Annotated in this window: 17 protein-coding genes; 12 read left to right on the top strand and 5 right to left on the bottom strand. The window is 65.5% G+C overall.

What is annotated here, in order from left to right; translation table 11 throughout:
* Window positions 1-26 precede the first annotated feature (26 nt).
* The 3 genes from AAC067_RS15195 to rplU all read right to left on the bottom strand — a co-directional run bounded on the left by AAC067_RS15195 (window position 27) and on the right by rplU (window position 1,690).
* The gene (locus AAC067_RS15195) at window positions 27-560 is read right to left on the bottom strand and encodes a GNAT family N-acetyltransferase (RefSeq protein WP_339933699.1); all 534 of its coding nucleotides are present in this window, start codon (window positions 558-560) and stop codon (window positions 27-29) included.
* 171 nt (window positions 561-731) lie between these two features.
* Window positions 732-1,013 (bottom strand): 50S ribosomal protein L27, encoded by a 282-nt coding sequence (gene rpmA, locus AAC067_RS15190; RefSeq protein WP_339873168.1) that lies wholly within the window; start codon window positions 1,011-1,013, stop codon window positions 732-734.
* Window positions 1,014-1,084: 71 nt separating this feature from the next.
* Complete coding sequence (gene rplU / locus AAC067_RS15185; protein WP_339933698.1) at window positions 1,085-1,690, bottom strand: 50S ribosomal protein L21; 606 nt, start codon at window positions 1,688-1,690, stop codon at window positions 1,085-1,087.
* 205 nt (window positions 1,691-1,895) lie between these two features.
* Between rplU and AAC067_RS15180 the strand changes: the two genes are divergently transcribed.
* The 10 genes from AAC067_RS15180 (at window position 1,896) to AAC067_RS15135 (ending at window position 14,155) form a co-directional block, all read left to right on the top strand.
* Window positions 1,896-3,209, top strand: a complete 1,314-nt coding sequence (locus AAC067_RS15180; protein ID WP_339933697.1) for a cyclopropane-fatty-acyl-phospholipid synthase family protein — start codon at window positions 1,896-1,898, stop codon at window positions 3,207-3,209.
* Window positions 3,210-3,255: 46 nt separating this feature from the next.
* Entirely contained in the window at window positions 3,256-3,915 is a 660-nt protein-coding gene (locus AAC067_RS15175; protein ID WP_339933696.1) for a hypothetical protein, read from the top strand.
* Window positions 3,916-3,957: 42 nt separating this feature from the next.
* Window positions 3,958-4,902, top strand: coding sequence for a cation diffusion facilitator family transporter (locus tag AAC067_RS15170; protein ID WP_339933695.1), 945 nt, complete (start codon window positions 3,958-3,960; stop codon window positions 4,900-4,902).
* 41 nt (window positions 4,903-4,943) lie between these two features.
* Window positions 4,944-6,029, top strand: a complete 1,086-nt coding sequence (locus AAC067_RS15165; protein ID WP_339933694.1) for a GTP-binding protein — start codon at window positions 4,944-4,946, stop codon at window positions 6,027-6,029.
* Window positions 6,026-6,463 carry a DUF1330 domain-containing protein gene (locus AAC067_RS15160; protein ID WP_339933693.1) on the top strand — a complete coding sequence of 146 codons (438 nt, stop codon included), beginning with the start codon at window positions 6,026-6,028 and terminating at the stop codon, window positions 6,461-6,463. The genes AAC067_RS15165 and AAC067_RS15160 overlap by 4 nt, the downstream gene beginning before the upstream one ends.
* 4 nt (window positions 6,464-6,467) lie before the next feature.
* Window positions 6,468-7,436 (top strand): WD40 repeat domain-containing protein, encoded by a 969-nt coding sequence (locus AAC067_RS15155; protein ID WP_339933692.1) that lies wholly within the window; start codon window positions 6,468-6,470, stop codon window positions 7,434-7,436.
* Window positions 7,437-7,466: 30 nt separating this feature from the next.
* Window positions 7,467-8,171, top strand: a complete 705-nt coding sequence (mtgA, locus tag AAC067_RS15150) for a monofunctional biosynthetic peptidoglycan transglycosylase (protein WP_339933691.1) — start codon at window positions 7,467-7,469, stop codon at window positions 8,169-8,171.
* 92 nt (window positions 8,172-8,263) lie between these two features.
* The gene (locus tag AAC067_RS15145; RefSeq protein ID WP_339933690.1) at window positions 8,264-10,135 is read left to right on the top strand and encodes a M2 family metallopeptidase; all 1,872 of its coding nucleotides are present in this window, start codon (window positions 8,264-8,266) and stop codon (window positions 10,133-10,135) included.
* Window positions 10,136-10,241: 106 nt separating this feature from the next.
* Window positions 10,242-12,158, top strand: coding sequence for a ubiquitin-activating E1 FCCH domain-containing protein (locus AAC067_RS15140; RefSeq protein WP_339933689.1), 1,917 nt, complete (start codon window positions 10,242-10,244; stop codon window positions 12,156-12,158).
* A 125-nt stretch (window positions 12,159-12,283) separates the two neighbouring features.
* Window positions 12,284-14,155 carry a ubiquitin-activating E1 FCCH domain-containing protein gene (locus AAC067_RS15135; protein WP_339933688.1) on the top strand — a complete coding sequence of 624 codons (1,872 nt, stop codon included), beginning with the start codon at window positions 12,284-12,286 and terminating at the stop codon, window positions 14,153-14,155.
* Window positions 14,156-14,159: 4 nt separating this feature from the next.
* On the opposite strand, the gene AAC067_RS15130 is transcribed toward AAC067_RS15135, so the two are convergent.
* Complete coding sequence (locus AAC067_RS15130) at window positions 14,160-15,071, bottom strand: 2-oxoglutarate and iron-dependent oxygenase domain-containing protein (protein WP_339933774.1); 912 nt, start codon at window positions 15,069-15,071, stop codon at window positions 14,160-14,162.
* A 232-nt stretch (window positions 15,072-15,303) separates the two neighbouring features.
* Between AAC067_RS15130 and AAC067_RS15125 the strand changes: the two genes are divergently transcribed.
* Both AAC067_RS15125 and AAC067_RS15120 read left to right on the top strand, forming a co-directional pair.
* Entirely contained in the window at window positions 15,304-15,978 is a 675-nt protein-coding gene (locus tag AAC067_RS15125) for an OmpA family protein (RefSeq protein WP_339933687.1), read from the top strand.
* A 165-nt stretch (window positions 15,979-16,143) separates the two neighbouring features.
* Window positions 16,144-16,317: a hypothetical protein gene (locus AAC067_RS15120; protein WP_339933686.1), complete on the top strand. Its 174-nt coding sequence runs from the start codon at window positions 16,144-16,146 to the stop codon at window positions 16,315-16,317.
* A 77-nt stretch (window positions 16,318-16,394) separates the two neighbouring features.
* Here AAC067_RS15120 and AAC067_RS15115 read toward each other — a convergent pair whose 3' ends face one another.
* Window positions 16,395-17,699: a UDP-glucose/GDP-mannose dehydrogenase family protein gene (locus AAC067_RS15115; protein WP_339933685.1), complete on the bottom strand. Its 1,305-nt coding sequence runs from the start codon at window positions 17,697-17,699 to the stop codon at window positions 16,395-16,397.
* Window positions 17,700-17,827: the final 128 nt, after the last annotated feature.

The following is a 17,827-nucleotide window of genomic DNA, read 5'->3' as shown; positions in this document are numbered from 1 at the left end:
CCGCTTCGACCTGAAACAGGAATGATCTAGGCCAGCCACACCATCCGGCGGATATCGGTCTCGGCGTCGCGGGCCCGACTGAACGCCCGACGGACCTCACCGGTGTACAGAAAGCCCGCCTTTTCCAGCACCCGGCCCGAGGCCGGATTGTCCGGAAAATGGCCGGCGACCAGCGCCCGACGCTTCCAGTGACGGCCGGCCCAGACCAGGGCCCCCTCCAGCGCCTCGGTGGCGAAACCCCGCCCCCAGAACGGCCGGCCGATCCAGTAACCCGTCTCGGGCGCGGGATCGGCGTCCTCGAACAGACCGATGACGCCGACAGGCCCCAGGTCCTCATGATCGATCACAAAGGTCGCGCCGCGCCGGGGGTCCTGCCCCTGGATCGAGTCGATAAAGCCTTCGGCGTCACCGACGGCATACGGGTGCGGCATGCGCAGCGTCATGCGCGCGACATCGATGTCATTGGCCAGGGCGGCCAGACGCGAGGCGTCCTGTACGCGGGGCGCGCGCAGCACCAGACGCCGTGTCTCGACGACAGGAGAGATTTCGATCACGCACATGGGCGCCTCGTGAAGTGTGCGCCGCCGTCCTTGGATCAGGGCTCGGGCGGGCATCGAGGCGGGGAAACGCAAACGGGGAGCCTGGTTGACCCAGACTCCCCGCGGAAAAATTCCCTGGTCCGGATCGCAGCTCTTCGAGCCATGCGCGATCCGGGAGATATCCGTTTCGCGTTACTCGGCGGCCATCGCCACAGTGTCGTTGGCCGGCATAATGGAGACGTAACAACGGCCGCCACGTTTGGTGGTGAATTTCACCGCGCCGTGGGCAAGGGCGAACAGGGTGTGGTCGCGACCGAGGCCGACGTTGTCACCCGGGTGGAAGGTGGTGCCACGCTGGCGCACGAGAATGTTGCCGGCCAGCACGCGCTCGCCGCCGAACTTCTTCACGCCGAGGCGCTTCGACTCGGAGTCGCGACCGTTACGCGACGAACCACCGGATTTTTTGTGAGCCATAGGTCTGCTCCGTCACTCTTCAGTTTGCGCCTGCGCGCGTCGCACCGTCTGCGGTGCGGGTTGAACTCGGATTAGGCGTCGTCGCCGGCCTTGTCCGCCTTTTTGGCGGGGGCCTTCTTGGCGGGAGCCTTCTTGGCTTCAGCCTTGGGTGCATCCGCCTTCTTGGCGGGAGCGGCCTTGGCTTCGGTCTTCTCGGTCGCGGGCGCTGCAGCCTTCTTGGCAGGCGCGGCGGCCTTGGCCGGAGCAGCCTTCTTGGCGGGCTTGGCTTCGGTCTCGTCGACGCGAGGGGCCAGGCCACGGGCACGAAGGTTCATCTCGGCCTTGGTCATCAGGTCGACCGTGCCGTCCCATTTGGCGGTCTCGCCGGCACCGGCGATGCCGGTGATGCGCAGGACCGATTCCATCTGGCGATGGCCGTTGGTCCGGCGATAGCCTTGGCGACGGGTCTTCTTGAAGATCTTGATCTTCTCACCCTTGCGGGTTTCCACCAGGGTCGCGGCGACCGAAGCGCCGGAGATCAGGGGAGCGCCAAGGGTCACACCCTTGTCACCGCCCAGCATGAGCACGTCGCCGAACGACATCTCGGCACCCGCATCACCATCCAGCTTTTCGACGACGATAACGTCGCCCGGTTGGACCCGGTACTGCTTGCCGCCGGTCTTGATCACCGCGTACATCTTGAAGCCTCAGCGTAAACGCAAAAAAGAATGGCCCGCCGGGCAAACCCCGCGGGCGAAGAGCGGCGACATATACGGACGAGGCTCGCGGAGTCAACGTGAAACGGGGCCGAAAGGCCGCGAAACCCGCGAATTCGCCTGATGACCTAGCCGGTTTTCCGCCGTCGTGCCAAATCTGGATGCGAACCGAGGAACATCACACCTTATGACGGACGGAGCGGATCGCCGCATTCAGGCCGCGCGGACGGTCATCGCCCATGTCGCCGGTCATCTGCAGGCCGACCTGTCGGTCCGGCTGTGGGACGGTCAGGTGCTGCCGCTGGGGCCGGGCGCGCGCAGCGACATCCAGATCGTGATTTCCGGCCCCGCCGTCATCCGACGTCTGCTGCTGAAGCCAGGGTTGATGACCCTGTTTGAGCTGTTCGCGACCGGCGGTCTGGCTATCGAGGGCGGCAGTCCGCTGGAAGCGGCCGATCGCTGGGACCACGGACGCGCCGTTCATCTGGCCCGCCGCGTCGACAAATGGCTGATGGCCCGGCAGGCCCTGCCCTTTCTGTTGCGGCGGGATCGGGCGGAGCGGGCACCGGCTGCCTTTGATGACACCGGGCGCGAGGGGATCGGCGCGGAACAGGCCGGACGTCGGGACCAGGACTTCATCCGCTTCCACTATGATGTCTCCAACGACTTCTACGCCCTGTTCCTCGATCCGGGCCTGACCTATTCCAGCGCCTATTTCACCCGCCCGGACGCCACGCTCGAACAGGCCCAGGCCGAGAAGCTGGACCGGATCTGTCGCAAGCTTCGACTGGCTCCCGGACAGACGCTGCTGGACGTCGGTTGCGGCTGGGGCGGTCTGGCCTGCTGGGCTGCACAGAAATATGGCGTCGAGGTGCACGGCGTGACCCTGTCCCAGGCCCAGCTCGACCATGGACGCGCCCGGGTCAGCGCCCTCGGCCTCGAGCATCTGGTCACGCTGGAGCTGAAGGACTATCGCGAGATCGACCCCGCGGTGACCTATGACGCCATTTCCCAGGTCGAGATGTTCGAACACGTCGGCCTGGCCAACCACGAGCGGCATTTCGCCGAAATGCACCGGCTGTTGAAGCCGGGCGGTCTCTATTTCCATCAGGCCTCGGTGCGGCGCGGCGGGCGCGGCCCGATTCGCCCGACACCGACGACCCGGGTCATCACCCGCTTCATCTTCCCCGGCGGCGAGTTGGACACCATCGGCATGACCGTCACCAACCTCGGCCGGTCGGGCTTCGAGACCCTGGACGTGGAGAATCTGCGCGAGCATTTCGAACTGACCCTGCGCGAATGGTCACACCGCCTCTACCTGGCCCGTGATCAGGCCCGCGATCTCGTCGGGGACGCCCGGACCCGGTTGTGGCTGATCTATTTTACCCTGTTCGCCAAGGGATTCGAGCGCGGATCGGTGCTGGTCTATCAGACCGTGGCGCGCCGGCGTCGACCGGGGTCATCCGGCCTGCCGCTGGACCGACGCAGCCTTCATTCGTGATGAAAAACCCTCGACCGTTATAAAGTAACAGGTTATGCAGCCGCCGATGTCGCCGCCCGATCTGCAGCCCCCGGTCCTTCTGTCGCTGCTCGGCGGCGGATTTGTCGCGGCCTTTCTGCATGCCGCCCTGCCGACCCACTGGCTGCCCTTTGTTCTGGTCGGTCGGGCGCAGGGCTGGAGCGCGCAGCGATCCCTCGCCACCGTCACCGCCGCCGGCCTGGCCCATATCGCCTCGACGGCCCTGTTCGGCCTGCTGATCGTGGTCGCCGCCCTGGCGCTGGACTCCTGGGTGCGCGGCCTGCTGCCCAATCTGTCGGCCGGCCTGCTGCTGATGTTCGGCCTGTTCTATCTGGGGCGATCGCTGTGGATCCACGCGGTGACCCCGGACGACCCGAGCCTGCGCACGCCATCGCCCGCCGTCTCTGACCGGACCGCCATGCTGGGCCTCATCACCATGATGGCCCTCTCGCCCGGCGAGGTCCTGCTGCCCCTGTATCTCCATTCCGCCACGGCGGGCCTGCCGACCCTGGCCCTGCTGACCCTGGTGTTGGCGCTGGGAACGGTGCTGGGCATGGCCGTCTTCACCAGCCTGGCCCGGGCCGGGGCCTCGCTGTTGAAGCTGGAACGCTGGGCCCGCTATGAAGGCGCGGTGCTGGGGCTGGTCCTGATCGGGCTGGCCGTAATCATTTTCCTCTACCGGCACTAGGGATGATTCCCTCTCTGAAGATCTGGCTCTAGAGTCCGACGCATGGCCGCTTTGCACGATCATCACGACCACGACCACGGCCCTGCCCGCGGGCACAGCCATGGCCACGGCGGTCATAACCACGGACCGGTCGACACCGGCGACTGGCGCTACGCCGTCGGTCTGATCATCAACCTCGCCTTCGTCGCCGTCGAGTTCGGGGCCGGGGTGTTCAGCGGCTCGACCGCCCTGATGGCCGACGCGGGGCACAATCTGTCGGACGTGCTGGGTCTGGCCATGGCGGGGGGGGCGGCCTGGCTGGCGCGCCGGGCCGGCGGGTCGCGCAAGACCTATGGCTACGGCAAGGCCACGGTGCTGGCCGCGCTGGGCAACGCCCTGCTGCTGATCTTCGCGTCCGGGGCCATTGCCTTCGAGGCCGTCCGGCGGCTGGCCGAACCGGCACCGGTGATGAGCGGTCTGATCATGATCGTCGCCGGCATCGGCTTCGTTATCAATCTGGCGACTGCCCTGCTGTTCATGCGTGACCAGCATTCGGACCTGAACGCGCGCGGAGCCTATCTGCATATGATGGCCGACGCCGCCATCTCGATCGGGGTGGTCATCGCCGGCGCGGTGATCTGGATCACCGGCTGGTCGATCATCGACCCCCTCGTCAGCGTGGCCATTGTCGCCATCATCCTGATCGGCACCTGGGGCCTGTTGAAGGACTCGGTCAATCTGGCGTTGGACGCCGCGCCTTCGGGTGTTGACGTCGACGCGGTGCGCAGCGCCCTCGGCGACCTGCCCGGCGTCACCGCCGTGCACGACCTGCACGTCTGGGGCCTGTCGACCACCGAGACCGCCCTGACCGCCCACATCTGCCATGATCGCGGGGACTCCGCCGCCCTGTTAACGGAGGCCCACGCCCTGATCCGGTCCCGGTTCGGCATCGGCCATTCGACGATCCAGCTGGAAACCGAACCCTCGGCGGACTGCCCGACCTGCTGACCCCCTTCCCATCCGGCGTCGCAGCGGCCATCTAGCGGTCCATGACTGACACCGCTTCCGCCAAAATCCCCGTCACCGTCCTGACCGGCTACCTCGGTGCCGGCAAGACGACCCTGCTGAACCGCATCCTCACCGGCGACCACGGCAAACGCTATGCCGTCATCGTCAATGAGTTCGGCGAGATCGGCATCGACAACGATCTGGTGGTCGGGGCCGACGAGGACGTGTTCGAGATGAACAACGGCTGCGTCTGCTGCACGGTGCGCGGCGACCTGATCCGCGTCGTCTCCGGCCTGATGAAGCGCCAGAAACCCGGTGCCCCCGCCTTTGACGCCATCATCGTCGAGACCACCGGTCTGGCTGACCCCGGCCCCGTGGCCCAGACCTTCTTCGTCGACGAGGACGTCAAGGCCAAGACGCAGCTGGACAGCGTTACCTGCCTGGTCGACGCCAAACATGTTATGGCCCGGCTCGACGACTCGAAGGAAGCCCGCGAACAGGTGGCCTTCGCCGACCGCATCATCCTCAACAAGGTCGACCTGGCCAACGAGGTCGAACTGGCCGTCGTCGAGGCGCGGTTGCGCAGGCTGAACCCGCTGGCCCCGATCACCCGCGCCGAACGCGCCGAGGTGCCGCTGGACCAGATCCTCGGTCTGGGCGGGTTCGATCTCGATCGTATCCTCGACATCAATCCCGAGTTCGCGAATCCGGCCCATGGCGAGGCCGGCCATGTCCATGACGAACACTGCGGTCATGACCACGACCACGGGCATGATCACGGCCACGACCATCACGGGCACGGCCATGGGGCCCGCGGCCACGCCCATGAGGACGACATCAAGGGCATCTCCCTGTCGGTCGACGGACCGATGAACGGCGCGAAATTTACCGCCTGGCTGGACCGGCTGCTGGGCGAGCAGGGTCAGAACATCCTGCGCGCCAAGGGCATCATCGACGTCCAGGGTGAGGACCGGCGGCTGGTGTTCCAGGCCGTGCACATGATCCTCGAAGGCGACCTGCAACGGGAATGGGGAGCCGACGAACGGCGCTGGAGCCGTGCGGTCTTCATCGGTCGCGATCTGGACGAGGCGGCGCTGAAAGCCGGGTTCGAAGCGTGCGCGGCGTGACCGGTTTCGTCGATCCGACCCGCGAGGCCATGGCGGCCTTTCGCGACCTGCCCGCCGATCAGCCGATCGCCATGATCAATCTGGTGCGCTTTCGTGAGACGGCGGCCTATCCCGCCGACCATGCGAACCACGTCGCCGCCCGGACCGGAGCCGAGGCCTATGCCGCCTATGGCCGCGCCGCCGCCGCGCCATTCGCCCGCTCCGGTGGCCGCCAAGTCTGGCTGGGGCGGCCCGAACTGACCCTGATCGGCCCCGCGGACGAAGCCTGGGACCTGGCCTTCATCGTCCAGTACGAGACGGCGGAAGCCTTCATCACCATGGTTCGCGATCCCGAATACCAGCTGGCGGTCGTCCATCGGCAGGCGGCCGTGGCCGACTCGCGGCTGATCCGCTGCCAGCCGCGCGTCGCCGGCTCCGGCTTCGGCGAGGGCTAGAACCATGTCGACCACTTTCACCTTCGACGCCCAGGTCACTGCGGCTCTGTTCGACCGGACCGGCGCGGTCTTCGCCCTCGGAGACGGTTCGGTCCGCTTCGCCGGCGGCGAACGGTTCGAGGTCCATGACGGGGCCGTGCTCAGCGCGGCGGTGCATCCGTCCGGGGACGGCGTAGTCACCGGTGGCGACGACGGCAAGGTTGCCTGGACCCGCCGCGACGGCAGCCAGGTCCTGGTCGAGACGCCGGGCCAGTGGATTGACGCGCTCGACACCGCCGCCACTACCGGACTGATCGCCTTTGCCGCCGGTCGCACCCTGTCGGTGATCGACGCCGCCGACCCGGCCTTCCGCCGCGACTTCACCCACGAGCGCACCGTCTCGGGCGTCGCCTTCGACCCCAAGGGCCGCCGCATCGCCACCTCGACCTACGGCGGCGCGGCCCTGTGGCTGGCGCGGATCGCCCAGCAGAAGCCGACCCTGCTGAAATGGGCCGGCTCGCACACCGGCGTGGCCTTCTCGCCCGACGGTGCCTTTGTCGTCACCGCCATGCAGGACAACCAGCTGCACGGCTGGCGGCTGAAGGACGCCAAGAACATGCGCATGGGCGGCTATCCGTCAAAGGTACGGTCGCTGGCCTTCCTGTCCAACGGCCAGCTGCTGGCCACGGCCGGGGCCCAGGGTGTGGTGCTGTGGCCCTTCACCGGCAGCAACGGGCCGATGGGCCGCGAGGCGACCGAGATCGGCTTCGACGAGTCCAGCCTGGTGACGATGGTGGCGGCACGGGCGGATCGCGGCAGTCTGGTCGCGGGGCTGAACGACGGGCGGGTCTGGGTCGCCGACCCCGCCGGTCGCGGCCTCAATTTCGTTCGATCCGACACGGGCGGAGCCATCACCGCCCTGGCCATGCGGGCGGACGGCGGGGCCGCCGCCTGGGCCGGTGAAGACGGACAGGCCGGGGTCGTCGACCTCTGACGCCTTGCGTCGCGCGACAGGATCGCGATCATGGCGCGAACGACGGGGACGTCTGACACCATGAAATTCGGTCGAACGCTGCTGATCCTGCTGTTGGCGCTGGCTATGTTGCCGATCGGTGGCGTGTTGATCCACGCGGTCGTGCCGCCGCTGACCACCCTGCTGATGGTCAGCCAGGCTGCGACCGGCAAGGGACTCGCCTACCGCTGGCGTTCGCTCAATCACATTTCCCCGCGCCTGGTCGAAGCGGTGATCGCGTCCGAGGACGCGCAATTTTGTGCCCACGACGGCTTCGATTTCGCGGCGATCGAAAAGGCGATGGACAATAATGCCCGGGGTCGCCGGGTGCGCGGTGCCTCGACCATCAGCCAGCAGACGGCCAAGAACGTCTTCCTGTGGCCGGGCCGCAGCTGGGTCCGCAAGGGACTGGAAGCCGGCTATACGGTGCTGATCGAGACCGTCTGGTCCAAGCGCCGGATCATGGAGGTCTATCTCAACGTCGCGGAGTGGGCCCCGGGGGTCTATGGGGCCGAGGCGGCGGCGCGCCACTGGTACGGCAAGAGCGCCGACGCCCTGACCGCCCGCGAGGCCGCCCGGCTGGCCGCCATCCTGCCCAGCCCGCGCCGCTACAGCGCCAGCGCGCCCGGTCCCTATGTCCGTCGCCGGGCCTCGCGGGTGCAGGCGGCGATGGGCACGGTGCGCAACGATGGACTGGCCGCCTGCGTGCTTCGCTGAACGGCCAAGCTTGACGCGACAGACCCTCTTGTCGCCAATGGCGCTTCAATTCAGCCGGGGATCGTAACCCCGGCGAACCGGAGGACACCCCCATGAAGCGCCAGTTGATGACGGCCGCCGCCGCCTGCACCCTCGCCATCGCCGCCGTCGGCTGCGCAGGCATGACCGGCGCGACGGTTCCCACGACCGGCCCGCAGGGGGCTGCCCCCGCCACCGCCGAAACCTTCCCCGTCACCGCCGCCGGAGCGACCGCCTTCGTCGCCGACGCCGAGGCCAAACTGGCTGACCTGTTTGAATATGCCGCACGGGTGCAGTGGGTGCGCGCTACCAACATCACCTTCGACACCATGTGGCTGGAATCGCGGGCCAACGCCCAGGTCACCGAGCTTCAGGTCCAGCTGGCCACGGAAGCCGCACGCTTCAATGACGTCCGGGTGCCCGAAGACGTGCGCCGCAAGCTGAACCTGCTGCGCCTCGGCATCGTCCTGCCGGCCCCCAACCGGCCGGGAGCCGCCACGGAACTGGCCGAGATCACCACCCGGCTGGACTCGACCTATGCCACCGGCAAATTCAACTATCAGGGTCGGGAGATCACCCTCGACGACGCCTCGGACATGCTGGCCGAGAGCCGCGATCCGGCCGTAACCAAGGCCCTGTACGAGGGCTGGCGCACCATCTCGCCGGTCATGCGCGACGACTATGCCCGCATGGTCGATATCGCCAACGAAGGCTCACGCGACCTGGGCTTTGCCGACACCGGGGCGATGTGGCGCGCGGGCTACGACATGGAACCGGACGCCTTCGCCGCCGAGACCGACCGTCTGTGGGAGCAGGTCAAACCCTTCTACGAGAACCTGCACTGCTATGTACGCAGTCGCCTGAATGCGAAATACGGCGATGCTGTCCAGCCCGACAGCGGACCGATCCGCGCCGATCTGCTGGGCAATATGTGGTCGCAGCAGTGGGGCAACATCTATGACGTCGTAGCCCCGACCACCGGCGGCACGTCCAGCTATGACATGACCGAACTGCTGACCCGCGCCGACTATGACGCGACGAAGATGGTCCGCACGGGTGAGGGCTTCTACACTTCGCTGGGTCTTGATCCCCTGCCCGACAGCTTCTGGGAGCGCAGCCAGATCACCCGGCCGCGTGACCGCGAGGTGGTCTGTCACGCCTCGGCCTGGGACGTCGACAACCGCGACGATCTCCGCATCAAGATGTGCACCCAGGTCAACGCCGATGACTTCTACACCGTGCACCACGAGCTGGGTCACAACTACTATCAGCGCGCCTACAAGGATCAGCCCTTCCTGTTCAAGAACGGGGCAAACGACGGCTTCCACGAGGCGATCGGCGATTTCGTCGGTCTGTCGGCCCTGACCCCGACCTATCTGAACCAGATCGGTCTGCTGGATACGGTGCCGGGCGCATCCGAGGACATCCCGTTCCTGCTGAAGATGGCGCTCGACAAAATCGCCTTCCTGCCGTTCGGCCTGATGGTCGACCGCTGGCGCTGGGACGTGTTCAGCGGCAAGACCGACCCGGCCCACTACAACGACGCCTGGTCGGCCGACATGCTGAAATACCAGGGCCTGGTGCCGCCGGGACCGCGTCCGGCCGGAGCGTTCGACCCGGGAGCCAAATATCACATCCCCGGAAACACGCCCTACACCCGCTATTTCCTGGCCCACATCTACCAGTTCCAGTTCCAGCGCGCCGCCTGCAAACAGGCCGGCTGGACCGGGCCGCTGCACCGCTGCTCGATCTACGGCAATGAAGAGGTCGGCCAACGCTTCAACGCGATGATGGAGATGGGCCAGTCGCGCCCGTGGCCGGAAGCCATGGCCGCCTTCACCGGCGAAAGCCGCAACGATGCCTCGGCGGTGACAGAGTATTTCGCCCCGCTCAACGTCTGGCTGACCGAACAGAACCGCGGCAAGTCCTGCGGCTGGGAGACCTGACAACTTGACGGCTGAGCTGACGGCCACGGCGCATTAACCGTTCCCGATATCGGTTCCTTTAACCGAAACACGCCATCCTGCGGCCAATACGGGTCGCTGTGTGCCCGTGAACGGGGCGTACGACCAGATCATGGGCGTCTTCAACTGGATCCGTTCCTGCGGCCGGGCCACCCGGGACTTCGCTGCCCGCTTCCAGCGTGAGACGCGCGGCAATGTCGCCATGATCTTCAGCCTCAGCCTGCCTGTTCTGGTGCTGATGACCGTGGGCGGCGTGGACATTCACCGCGCCTCAACCGTTCGCATCAATCTGCAGGACGCGCTGGACGCCGCCACCCTGGCCGCCGCGCGATCGCCCTATACGACAGACACGGACCTGTCCCGGGTCGGACTGGCGGCCCTGCGGGCCAACCTCCAGGCCTATCCGGACATCATCCTGCGGGAAGACCTGACCACCTTCACCATGACCAGCGACAGCGTGGTGATTGCCAATTCCAAGGTCGATGTGAAGACCCTGGTCGCCAACATCATCCTGCCGCCCTATGGCAAATTCATGGACGACTACCTGCCGGTCGGGGCCCACTCCGAGGTCAATCGCTCGTCCAAGAACCTTGAGGTCGCCCTCGTCCTGGACATCACCGGATCCATGGGCGGCCAGCGACTGACCGACCTCAAGATCGCAGCGAAGGATCTGGTCGATCTCGTCGTCCAGCCGGTGCAGACCCCCTTCTACTCCCGGATGTCGGTTATTCCCTATGCCGTGGGGGTGAACCTGGGTTCCTACGCCAACAGTGCCCGCGGAACCCCGACCTCCTACCGCAGCATTACCGGAGCCACGTGGACGACCGGATCATCCAGGTCGATTTCGGGAATCACCCGCGCCAGCCCCGGCGTGGTGACATCCAGCTCGCACGGCTTCGCCACCGGCGACTGGGTCTGGGTCAGTGGGGTCAAGGGCATGACCCAGATCAACGACCGCGCGTTCCAGGTGGTGAAAATCAATAACAGTTCCTATTCGCTGCAAGCTTGGAACGGGTCCAGTTGGTCGACGGTCAACACCACCTCGGGCAATGGCTACAGCAGCTACAGTTCGGCGGGCATCGCCCGCAAATGCCTGCTCTCGGACTGTTCGGTCATTGTCACGGCCAGTGGTCACGGCCTGTCGACCAACGATTACGTCTACATATCCAACGTCAGCGGCATGACCGGGATCAATGGTTCCGGCTATCAGGTGACCGAACTCACGAGCAACACCTATTCCATCCGGGAGAACGGCGCGGACTGGGGCAGCTACAGCTCCGGGGGCCGGTCCTACTGTGGCCAGTACGGCTGTGAGTACCGGGTGTTCCGCAATCCCTCGAACGCCATTCGCGCCCTGCCGGCGAGTACCTGCGTCAGCGAACGCATCGGGGCCCAGGCCTATACCGACGCATCGCCGGGGTCGGCGCGGGTCGGCTTCAACTACGCCAACAGCAGCAACACCTGCCCGACGGCGTCGATCCTGCCGCTGTCCAGCAACACCTCGACGATCAAGAACCTGATCAACAGCCTGTCGGATGACGGGTCCACCGCGGGCCATATCGGCACCGCCTGGGGCTGGTACACGGTCTCGCCCAATTTCAATGCGCTCTGGCCGTCCAGCGGCGCGGGTGTTCGCAACGAGCGCGATCTGTTGAAGGCCGTCATCATCATGACCGACGGCGATTACAACACCCCCTATTGTTCGGGCGTGATCGCCCAGAATGCGTTGTCAGGGTCGGGGGGCTCGACGGACAAGATCAACTGCAACGCCACCAATGGCCACTCATTCGATCAGGCCAGGGCCCTGTGCGACGGCATGAAGGCGCAGGGCATCATCGTCTATACCGTAGGGTTCCAGGTGTCGTCCGGTAGCAGCGCGGCCGCCATTCTGGCCCAGTGCGCGACCAGTGCGAACCATGCCTATCTGCCCGCCAGCGGTGCCGATCTGAGCGATTCCTTCAAGGCCATCGGCCGCGACATCACGCGCCTCAGAATCTCGAAATAGCGGCGCGTCACCAAACGCCGCTCCCTGCAGATCACCGGGGATCATCAAGCCTTAACCGCGCAGCCCCATGCTTGCGCGCTTATAGCCGGGCCATCCTGCCCGGCGACATGGCTGGATTCACGACCATGGCAGACCGAAGTGACCGCCCGTTCCTTTCCGGCCTGAAGGCTTTCGTCCGCCGGCTGCGATCTGACGTGCGCGGCAATGTCGCCATGATCTTCAGTCTCACCTTGCCTGTGCTGGTGCTGATGACGCTCGGCGGGGTTGATATCCACCGCGCCTCGACGGTTCGGGTCAATCTGCAAGATGCCCTGGACGCCGCCACCCTGGCCGCCGCGCGATCGCCCTATACGACAGACACGGACCTGTCCCGGGTCGGACTGGCGGCCCTGCGGGCCAACCTCCAGGCCTATCCGGACATCATCCTGCGGGAAGACCTGACCACCTTCACCATGACCAGCGACAGCGTGGTGATTGCCAATTCCAAGGTCGATGTGAAGACCCTGGTCGCCAACATCATCCTGCCGCCCTATGGCAAATTCATGGACGACTACCTGCCGGTCGGGGCCCATTCCGAGGTCGACCGGTCGTCCCGGAACATCGAGGTCGCCCTGGTCCTGGACATGTCCGGCTCCATGAGAGGCCAGAAGCTGTGGGACCTGAAGGCTGCGGCCAAGGACCTGGTGGATCTGATCGTGCAGCCCGTCCAGACGCCCTACTACTCAAGGGTGGCCCTGGTGCCCTGGTCCTATTCGGTCAATCCGGGGCGTTATCTGAACGCGGTGCGCGGCACCGTCATCGGCTCGACCAGGATCACCGATATCGGAATGAACCTCACCGGCCCGCAACAGAGCATCAGGAAGGCCACGAGGGAGCGACCCGTCGAGATAACCTCCCGGGGGCACGGCTTTGCCAACGGCGATGTAGTCTGGATCTCGAACGTCAGCGGCATGACCCAGATCAACAACAGGGCTTTCGTGGTCGCGGACCGGAGCAACAACACCTTCGAGCTGAACGATCAGAACGGAAATCGTATCGACGGTCGCAACTACGGCAGACTCTCCGGGAGATCAGGACGGGTCCAGAAATGCGGGAACAATGATTGTTCCCTCACCGTCACCTCGGCCCGACACGGCCTGCGCAACAACGATCGCGTCTACATCACGGGCGTCTCCGGGATGACCCAGGTCAACGACCGGATTCATCTGGTCGGAAACGCGACGACCGATACCTACACCATCGATATGGATGCGACCGAGCTGTCACCCTACCGGTCCGGCGGCGAGTCGTGGTGCGCCCGGCAGGGCTGCACCTGGTTCGCCTTCGAGAACGAGTACCGGAACCTCACCACCCACAGGATCAGCGACTGCGTCACAGAACGAACCGGCACAGAGGCCTATACCGACGCGGCCCCAACCAGTTCCGCCCGGGTCGGCCGCAACTATCCGGACACGCGCGGCACCTGCATGGAAAGCACCATCCAGCCGCTGTCGAGCAGCATCAACGGGATCAAGGCGAACATCGATGATCTGTCGGTCAGCGGCTCGACCGCCGGTCAGATCGGCATCGCCTGGGGCTGGTATATGGTGTCGCCGAATTTCGGCTCGCTGTGGCCGTCGTCGGCGGGGGCCGCCTACAACACCGCCGAGACCCTGAAGGCCGTGATCATCATGACCGACGGCGAGTTCAATGCCCCCTACTGCGAGGGGGTGATGGCCCGGGGCTACAATGCGCCCAACGCCCAAAGCAACAACTGTGACCCGGACAATGGCGAACCCTATGCCCAGAGCCGGGCCCTGTGCGACTCGATGAAGGCCCAGGGCATCGTCGTCTATACGGTCGGCTTCCAGATCGGGAACAGCGGCAACGCCAAGGCCCTGCTCCAGTACTGTGCCTCGTCCGCCAGCGGCTTCTATGACGCCGGCAGCGGCACCGAACTGTCCGAGGCCTTCAACGCCATCGGACGGGACATCACCAAGCTAAGGATCTCCCGCTAGACCGTCAGATCAGCCGGATCTCGCGCAGGCGTTCCATCAGGAAGTCCTCGGCCATGATCGCCTTGCCGGCATAACGGTCCGGATTCCCGTCTGTCACCATCGACGGCAGGGTTTCGATCACGAAATCCGGATTGAAATGCAGGAAGAACGGCGTCGAATATCGCGCAAAGCTGCGGCGTTCGGGGGCCGGATTGACCACCCGGTGCGTCGTCGACGGCAGGACGTGATTGGTCAATCGCTGCAGCATGTCGCCGATATTGACCACCAGGGCTCCAGGCGGCGGCGCGATATCCAGCCATTCGCCGTCGGCGTCCTTGAGCTGGAGTCCGGCTTCCTCGGCTCCGAGCAGCAGGGTGATCACATTGATGTCCTCATGGGCCCCGGCCCGGACACCCGGGGCGTCAGCCGGAACCGGCGGATAGTGCAGCATCCGCAGGACGCTGTTGCCCAGCTGGACCTTGTCCTCAAAGAAACCGTCGCCGAGTTGCAGATAGCGGGCGATCGCCTTCAGGATCTTGCGGCCCAGCTGATCCATCGCGTCGAACATGCCGTACAGATGCGGCTGAAAGCCCTCGATCTCGGCCGGCCACAGATTGGCTCGCATGTATCGACGATAGGGATGCCCTTCCGGCAGCTCACGGCCGACGTGCCAGAACTCCTTCAGGTCGACCGCGCTGGCGTCCTTGGCGGCCTCGACACCAAAGGGCGTCAGGCCGCGCGCGCCGCCGGTGCCCGGCAAATGGTAGGTACGTTTGACCGCTTCCGGCAGGGCGAAAAAGGCCTTGGCGTCCGCGATGGCCGCCTCGATCGTCGCTTCGTCCAGTCCGTGATCCGAAAGCACGGCGAACCCGTAGCGTTTGAACGATGCCCCGAGGGCGTCTGCAAAACTCTGGAAGTCGGCATCATACAGGGCCATCGAGACCGGCGCGATCGACCCGCGCTTGGCGGCTCCTGCGGTAGAGGCGTTCAGGGACGTACTCACGGTCGTGACCTTTGATATCGGCGGGAGGTATTCCCATACGCCCCATTGTCCGAACTTGGCAAAGTTGGCAGCCGACCAGCCATTCATCCACGGTACAGAATGGAACCTTCACTGTGAGCTGACGTTTTCGCGGCTGAAGATTCCCCGAACCCAAAGGACATCCACCATGCGCTCCAAGCTTTATCTGACCGCTGCCAGCGTCGCCATTCTGCTCGGCGGCGCGGCCTGCACGACCATGGACCCCTACAGCTCGACGCCGCGGCGCAATAATACGGCGACGGGCGCGATCGGTGGAGCCATCGGCGGGGCCCTGCTGGGCTATCTGACCAACACCTCCAACAGCGAACAGGGCCGCAAGAATGCCCTGATCGGTGCTGGTATCGGCGCGCTCGGTGGCGCGGCCGTCGGGGCCTATATGGACCGTCAACAGCGCGAGCTGGAAGCCGAACTGTCCGGATCCGGCGTTGGCGTCGCCCGCCAGGGCGACAACCTGGTCTTGCGCATGCCGTCGGACGTCACCTTCGCCTCGAACCAGTCGGACGTGACCCCGCGCTTCTATGCCACGCTCGACGATGTGGCCGGCGTCCTGAACCGGTATGATCAGTCGACCATCGACATCATCGGCCATGCCGATTCCGACGGGGCCGATGACTATAACCTCGACCTGTCGCGTCGCCGGGCCTCTTCGGTCGCCCAGTACCTGGTTAACCGCAGTGTTCTGGCCGATCGCCTCTATGTCGACGGCCGCGGTGAAAATGAACCCGTGGCCTCCAATGCCACGGCCGAGGGCAAGTCGCTGAACCGTCGTGTGGAAATCGTGATCCGTCCGTTCCGCGGCTAGGGCTTCCCACGTTCGATCAATGCAGGGCGGGGCGGCACCAAGGTGCCGCCCGCCCTTGCAATTGGGCGACCTGAGCGCGCCCTCCCCGACCGCACGCTGTTCCGTGATTTGCGAATCACGCGACCTCATGCTCCGTGTGTCAGACTATCGATCCGGGGGACTGCGGTGCGGCCTGACCACAAGGAATTCATCAACGGCGTCAAGCTGGCGGCGATTGCCATCGCCGCCGCCGCCCTGACGGCGACCCTGGTGATCGGGGCCGGCCGGGCGGTCCTCGATCAATCACCCGGTGAGTCCGGGGAGCACACAACCAGCCTGATCCGGACAGCCGCCCGCTAGTCCATTTCTGGATTCAGATTCAAACCGGAGCGAAATGCGAGCCGGGTTGGCCCTCGTCCAACGCAACCGATTTCGCTCTAGCCCCGGCCGATCGACGTATAGGCGAAGCCACGGGCCTGCATGTCGTCCGGGCGGTACACATTGCGCAGATCGACCATCACCGGCTTCCGCATCAGCAATTTGACGCGATCGAGGTCCAGGGCGCGAAACTGGTTCCATTCGGTCAGAATGACGACCACGTCCGCCCCGGCGACCGCTTCATAGGGGCCATCCTTGAACTGGACATCATCCAGCAATCGGGCCGCCTCCTCCATACCCTCGGGATCGAAAGCCTGAACGGTGGCCCCGCGGGCAATAAGCGCCGGGATGACGTCCAGCGCCGGGGAGTCCCGCATGTCGTCGGTATTGGGTTTGAAGGTCAGGCCCAGCAGGGCCACGGTCTTGCCCGCAAGCTCGCCGCCAAGCGCCAGAGCGACGCGATCGGCCATGGCCTTCTTGCGCGCGTCGTTGACCTGAACCGTGGTCTCGACCAGCCGGACAGGGCTGCCGGCATCGGTGGCGGTGCGCACCAGGGCCAGCGTGTCCTTGGGAAAGCAGGACCCGCCATAGCCCGGGCCGGCGTTCAGGAATTTCGAGCCGATCCGCTTGTCCAGACCGATGCCGCGCGCAACCTGCTGCACATCCGCTCCGACCGCCTCGCACAGGTCCGCCATCTCATTGATGAAGGTGATCTTCAGCGCCAGGAAGGCATTGGCCGCATATTTGATCAGTTCGCTGGTCCGGCGACCCGTGAACAGGATCGGCGTCTCGTTCAGGCTCAGAGGCCGGTAAATCTCGGTCATGACGACGCGGGCCCGGTCGTCCTCGGTCCCGACCACGACCCGGTCAGGCCGTTTGAAGTCCTCGATCGCGGCCCCTTCGCGCAGGAACTCGGGATTGGAGACCACCGCGAACTCGGCATCGAGACGGCGCGCCCGGATGATACGTTCGATTTCGTCGCCTGTGCCGACCGGAACGGTCGATTTTGTAACGATGACGGTGAAGCCGTCGATCAGACCGGCGATCTCCTCGGCAGCGGCATAGACATAGGATAGGTCGGCATGGCCATCGCCACGGCGCGAAGGCGTTCCCACGGCAATGAAGACCGCGTCCGCCGTCCGGATCGCCTCGGCTCCGTCAATGGCGAAGCTCAAACGGCCGTCCCGCACGTTGCTGGCCACCAGGTCGTCCAGACCGGGTTCAAAGATCGGTATCTGACCTTGGTTCAGACGGTCAATTTTCGCCGGATCCTTGTCGACACAGCAAACCGTATGGCCGAAATCGGCGAAACAGGCCCCCGACACCAGGCCGACATAGCCGGTTCCGATCATTGCGACGCGCATTCAGGATCCCTTCAGTAACAGGCGGTCGGGATAGCCGCCCTCCCCGACTTTGACCAGCCACCCGCCCTGATCCCAAACGAAAACCGCCGGCCTCCTTGCGGGGGCCGGCGGTTCAATCGTGTGTCGGG

This window comes from uncultured Brevundimonas sp. (assembly GCF_963977465.1).
GTDB lineage: Bacteria > Pseudomonadota > Alphaproteobacteria > Caulobacterales > Caulobacteraceae > Brevundimonas.
The sequence above is the reverse complement of the archived record's forward strand: the minus strand, read 5'-3'. Positions and strand labels throughout refer to the sequence as shown.

Coding starts and splice junctions, on each gene's coding strand:
- AAC067_RS15195 (WP_339933699.1), bottom strand. CDS start 560: ATGTGCGTGATCGAAATCTCTCCTGTCGTCGAGACACGGCGTCTGGTG.
- rpmA (WP_339873168.1), bottom strand. CDS start 1,013: ATGGCTCACAAAAAATCCGGTGGTTCGTCGCGTAACGGTCGCGACTCC.
- rplU (WP_339933698.1), bottom strand. CDS start 1,690: ATGTACGCGGTGATCAAGACCGGCGGCAAGCAGTACCGGGTCCAACCG.
- AAC067_RS15180 (WP_339933697.1), top strand. CDS start 1,896: ATGACGGACGGAGCGGATCGCCGCATTCAGGCCGCGCGGACGGTCATC.
- AAC067_RS15175 (WP_339933696.1), top strand. CDS start 3,256: ATGTCGCCGCCCGATCTGCAGCCCCCGGTCCTTCTGTCGCTGCTCGGC.
- AAC067_RS15170 (WP_339933695.1), top strand. CDS start 3,958: ATGGCCGCTTTGCACGATCATCACGACCACGACCACGGCCCTGCCCGC.
- AAC067_RS15165 (WP_339933694.1), top strand. CDS start 4,944: ATGACTGACACCGCTTCCGCCAAAATCCCCGTCACCGTCCTGACCGGC.
- AAC067_RS15155 (WP_339933692.1), top strand. CDS start 6,468: ATGTCGACCACTTTCACCTTCGACGCCCAGGTCACTGCGGCTCTGTTC.
- mtgA (WP_339933691.1), top strand. CDS start 7,467: ATGGCGCGAACGACGGGGACGTCTGACACCATGAAATTCGGTCGAACG.
- AAC067_RS15145 (WP_339933690.1), top strand. CDS start 8,264: ATGAAGCGCCAGTTGATGACGGCCGCCGCCGCCTGCACCCTCGCCATC.
- AAC067_RS15135 (WP_339933688.1), top strand. CDS start 12,284: ATGGCAGACCGAAGTGACCGCCCGTTCCTTTCCGGCCTGAAGGCTTTC.
- AAC067_RS15130 (WP_339933774.1), bottom strand. CDS start 15,071: ATGGCCCTGTATGATGCCGACTTCCAGAGTTTTGCAGACGCCCTCGGG.
- AAC067_RS15125 (WP_339933687.1), top strand. CDS start 15,304: ATGCGCTCCAAGCTTTATCTGACCGCTGCCAGCGTCGCCATTCTGCTC.
- AAC067_RS15115 (WP_339933685.1), bottom strand. CDS start 17,699: ATGCGCGTCGCAATGATCGGAACCGGCTATGTCGGCCTGGTGTCGGGG.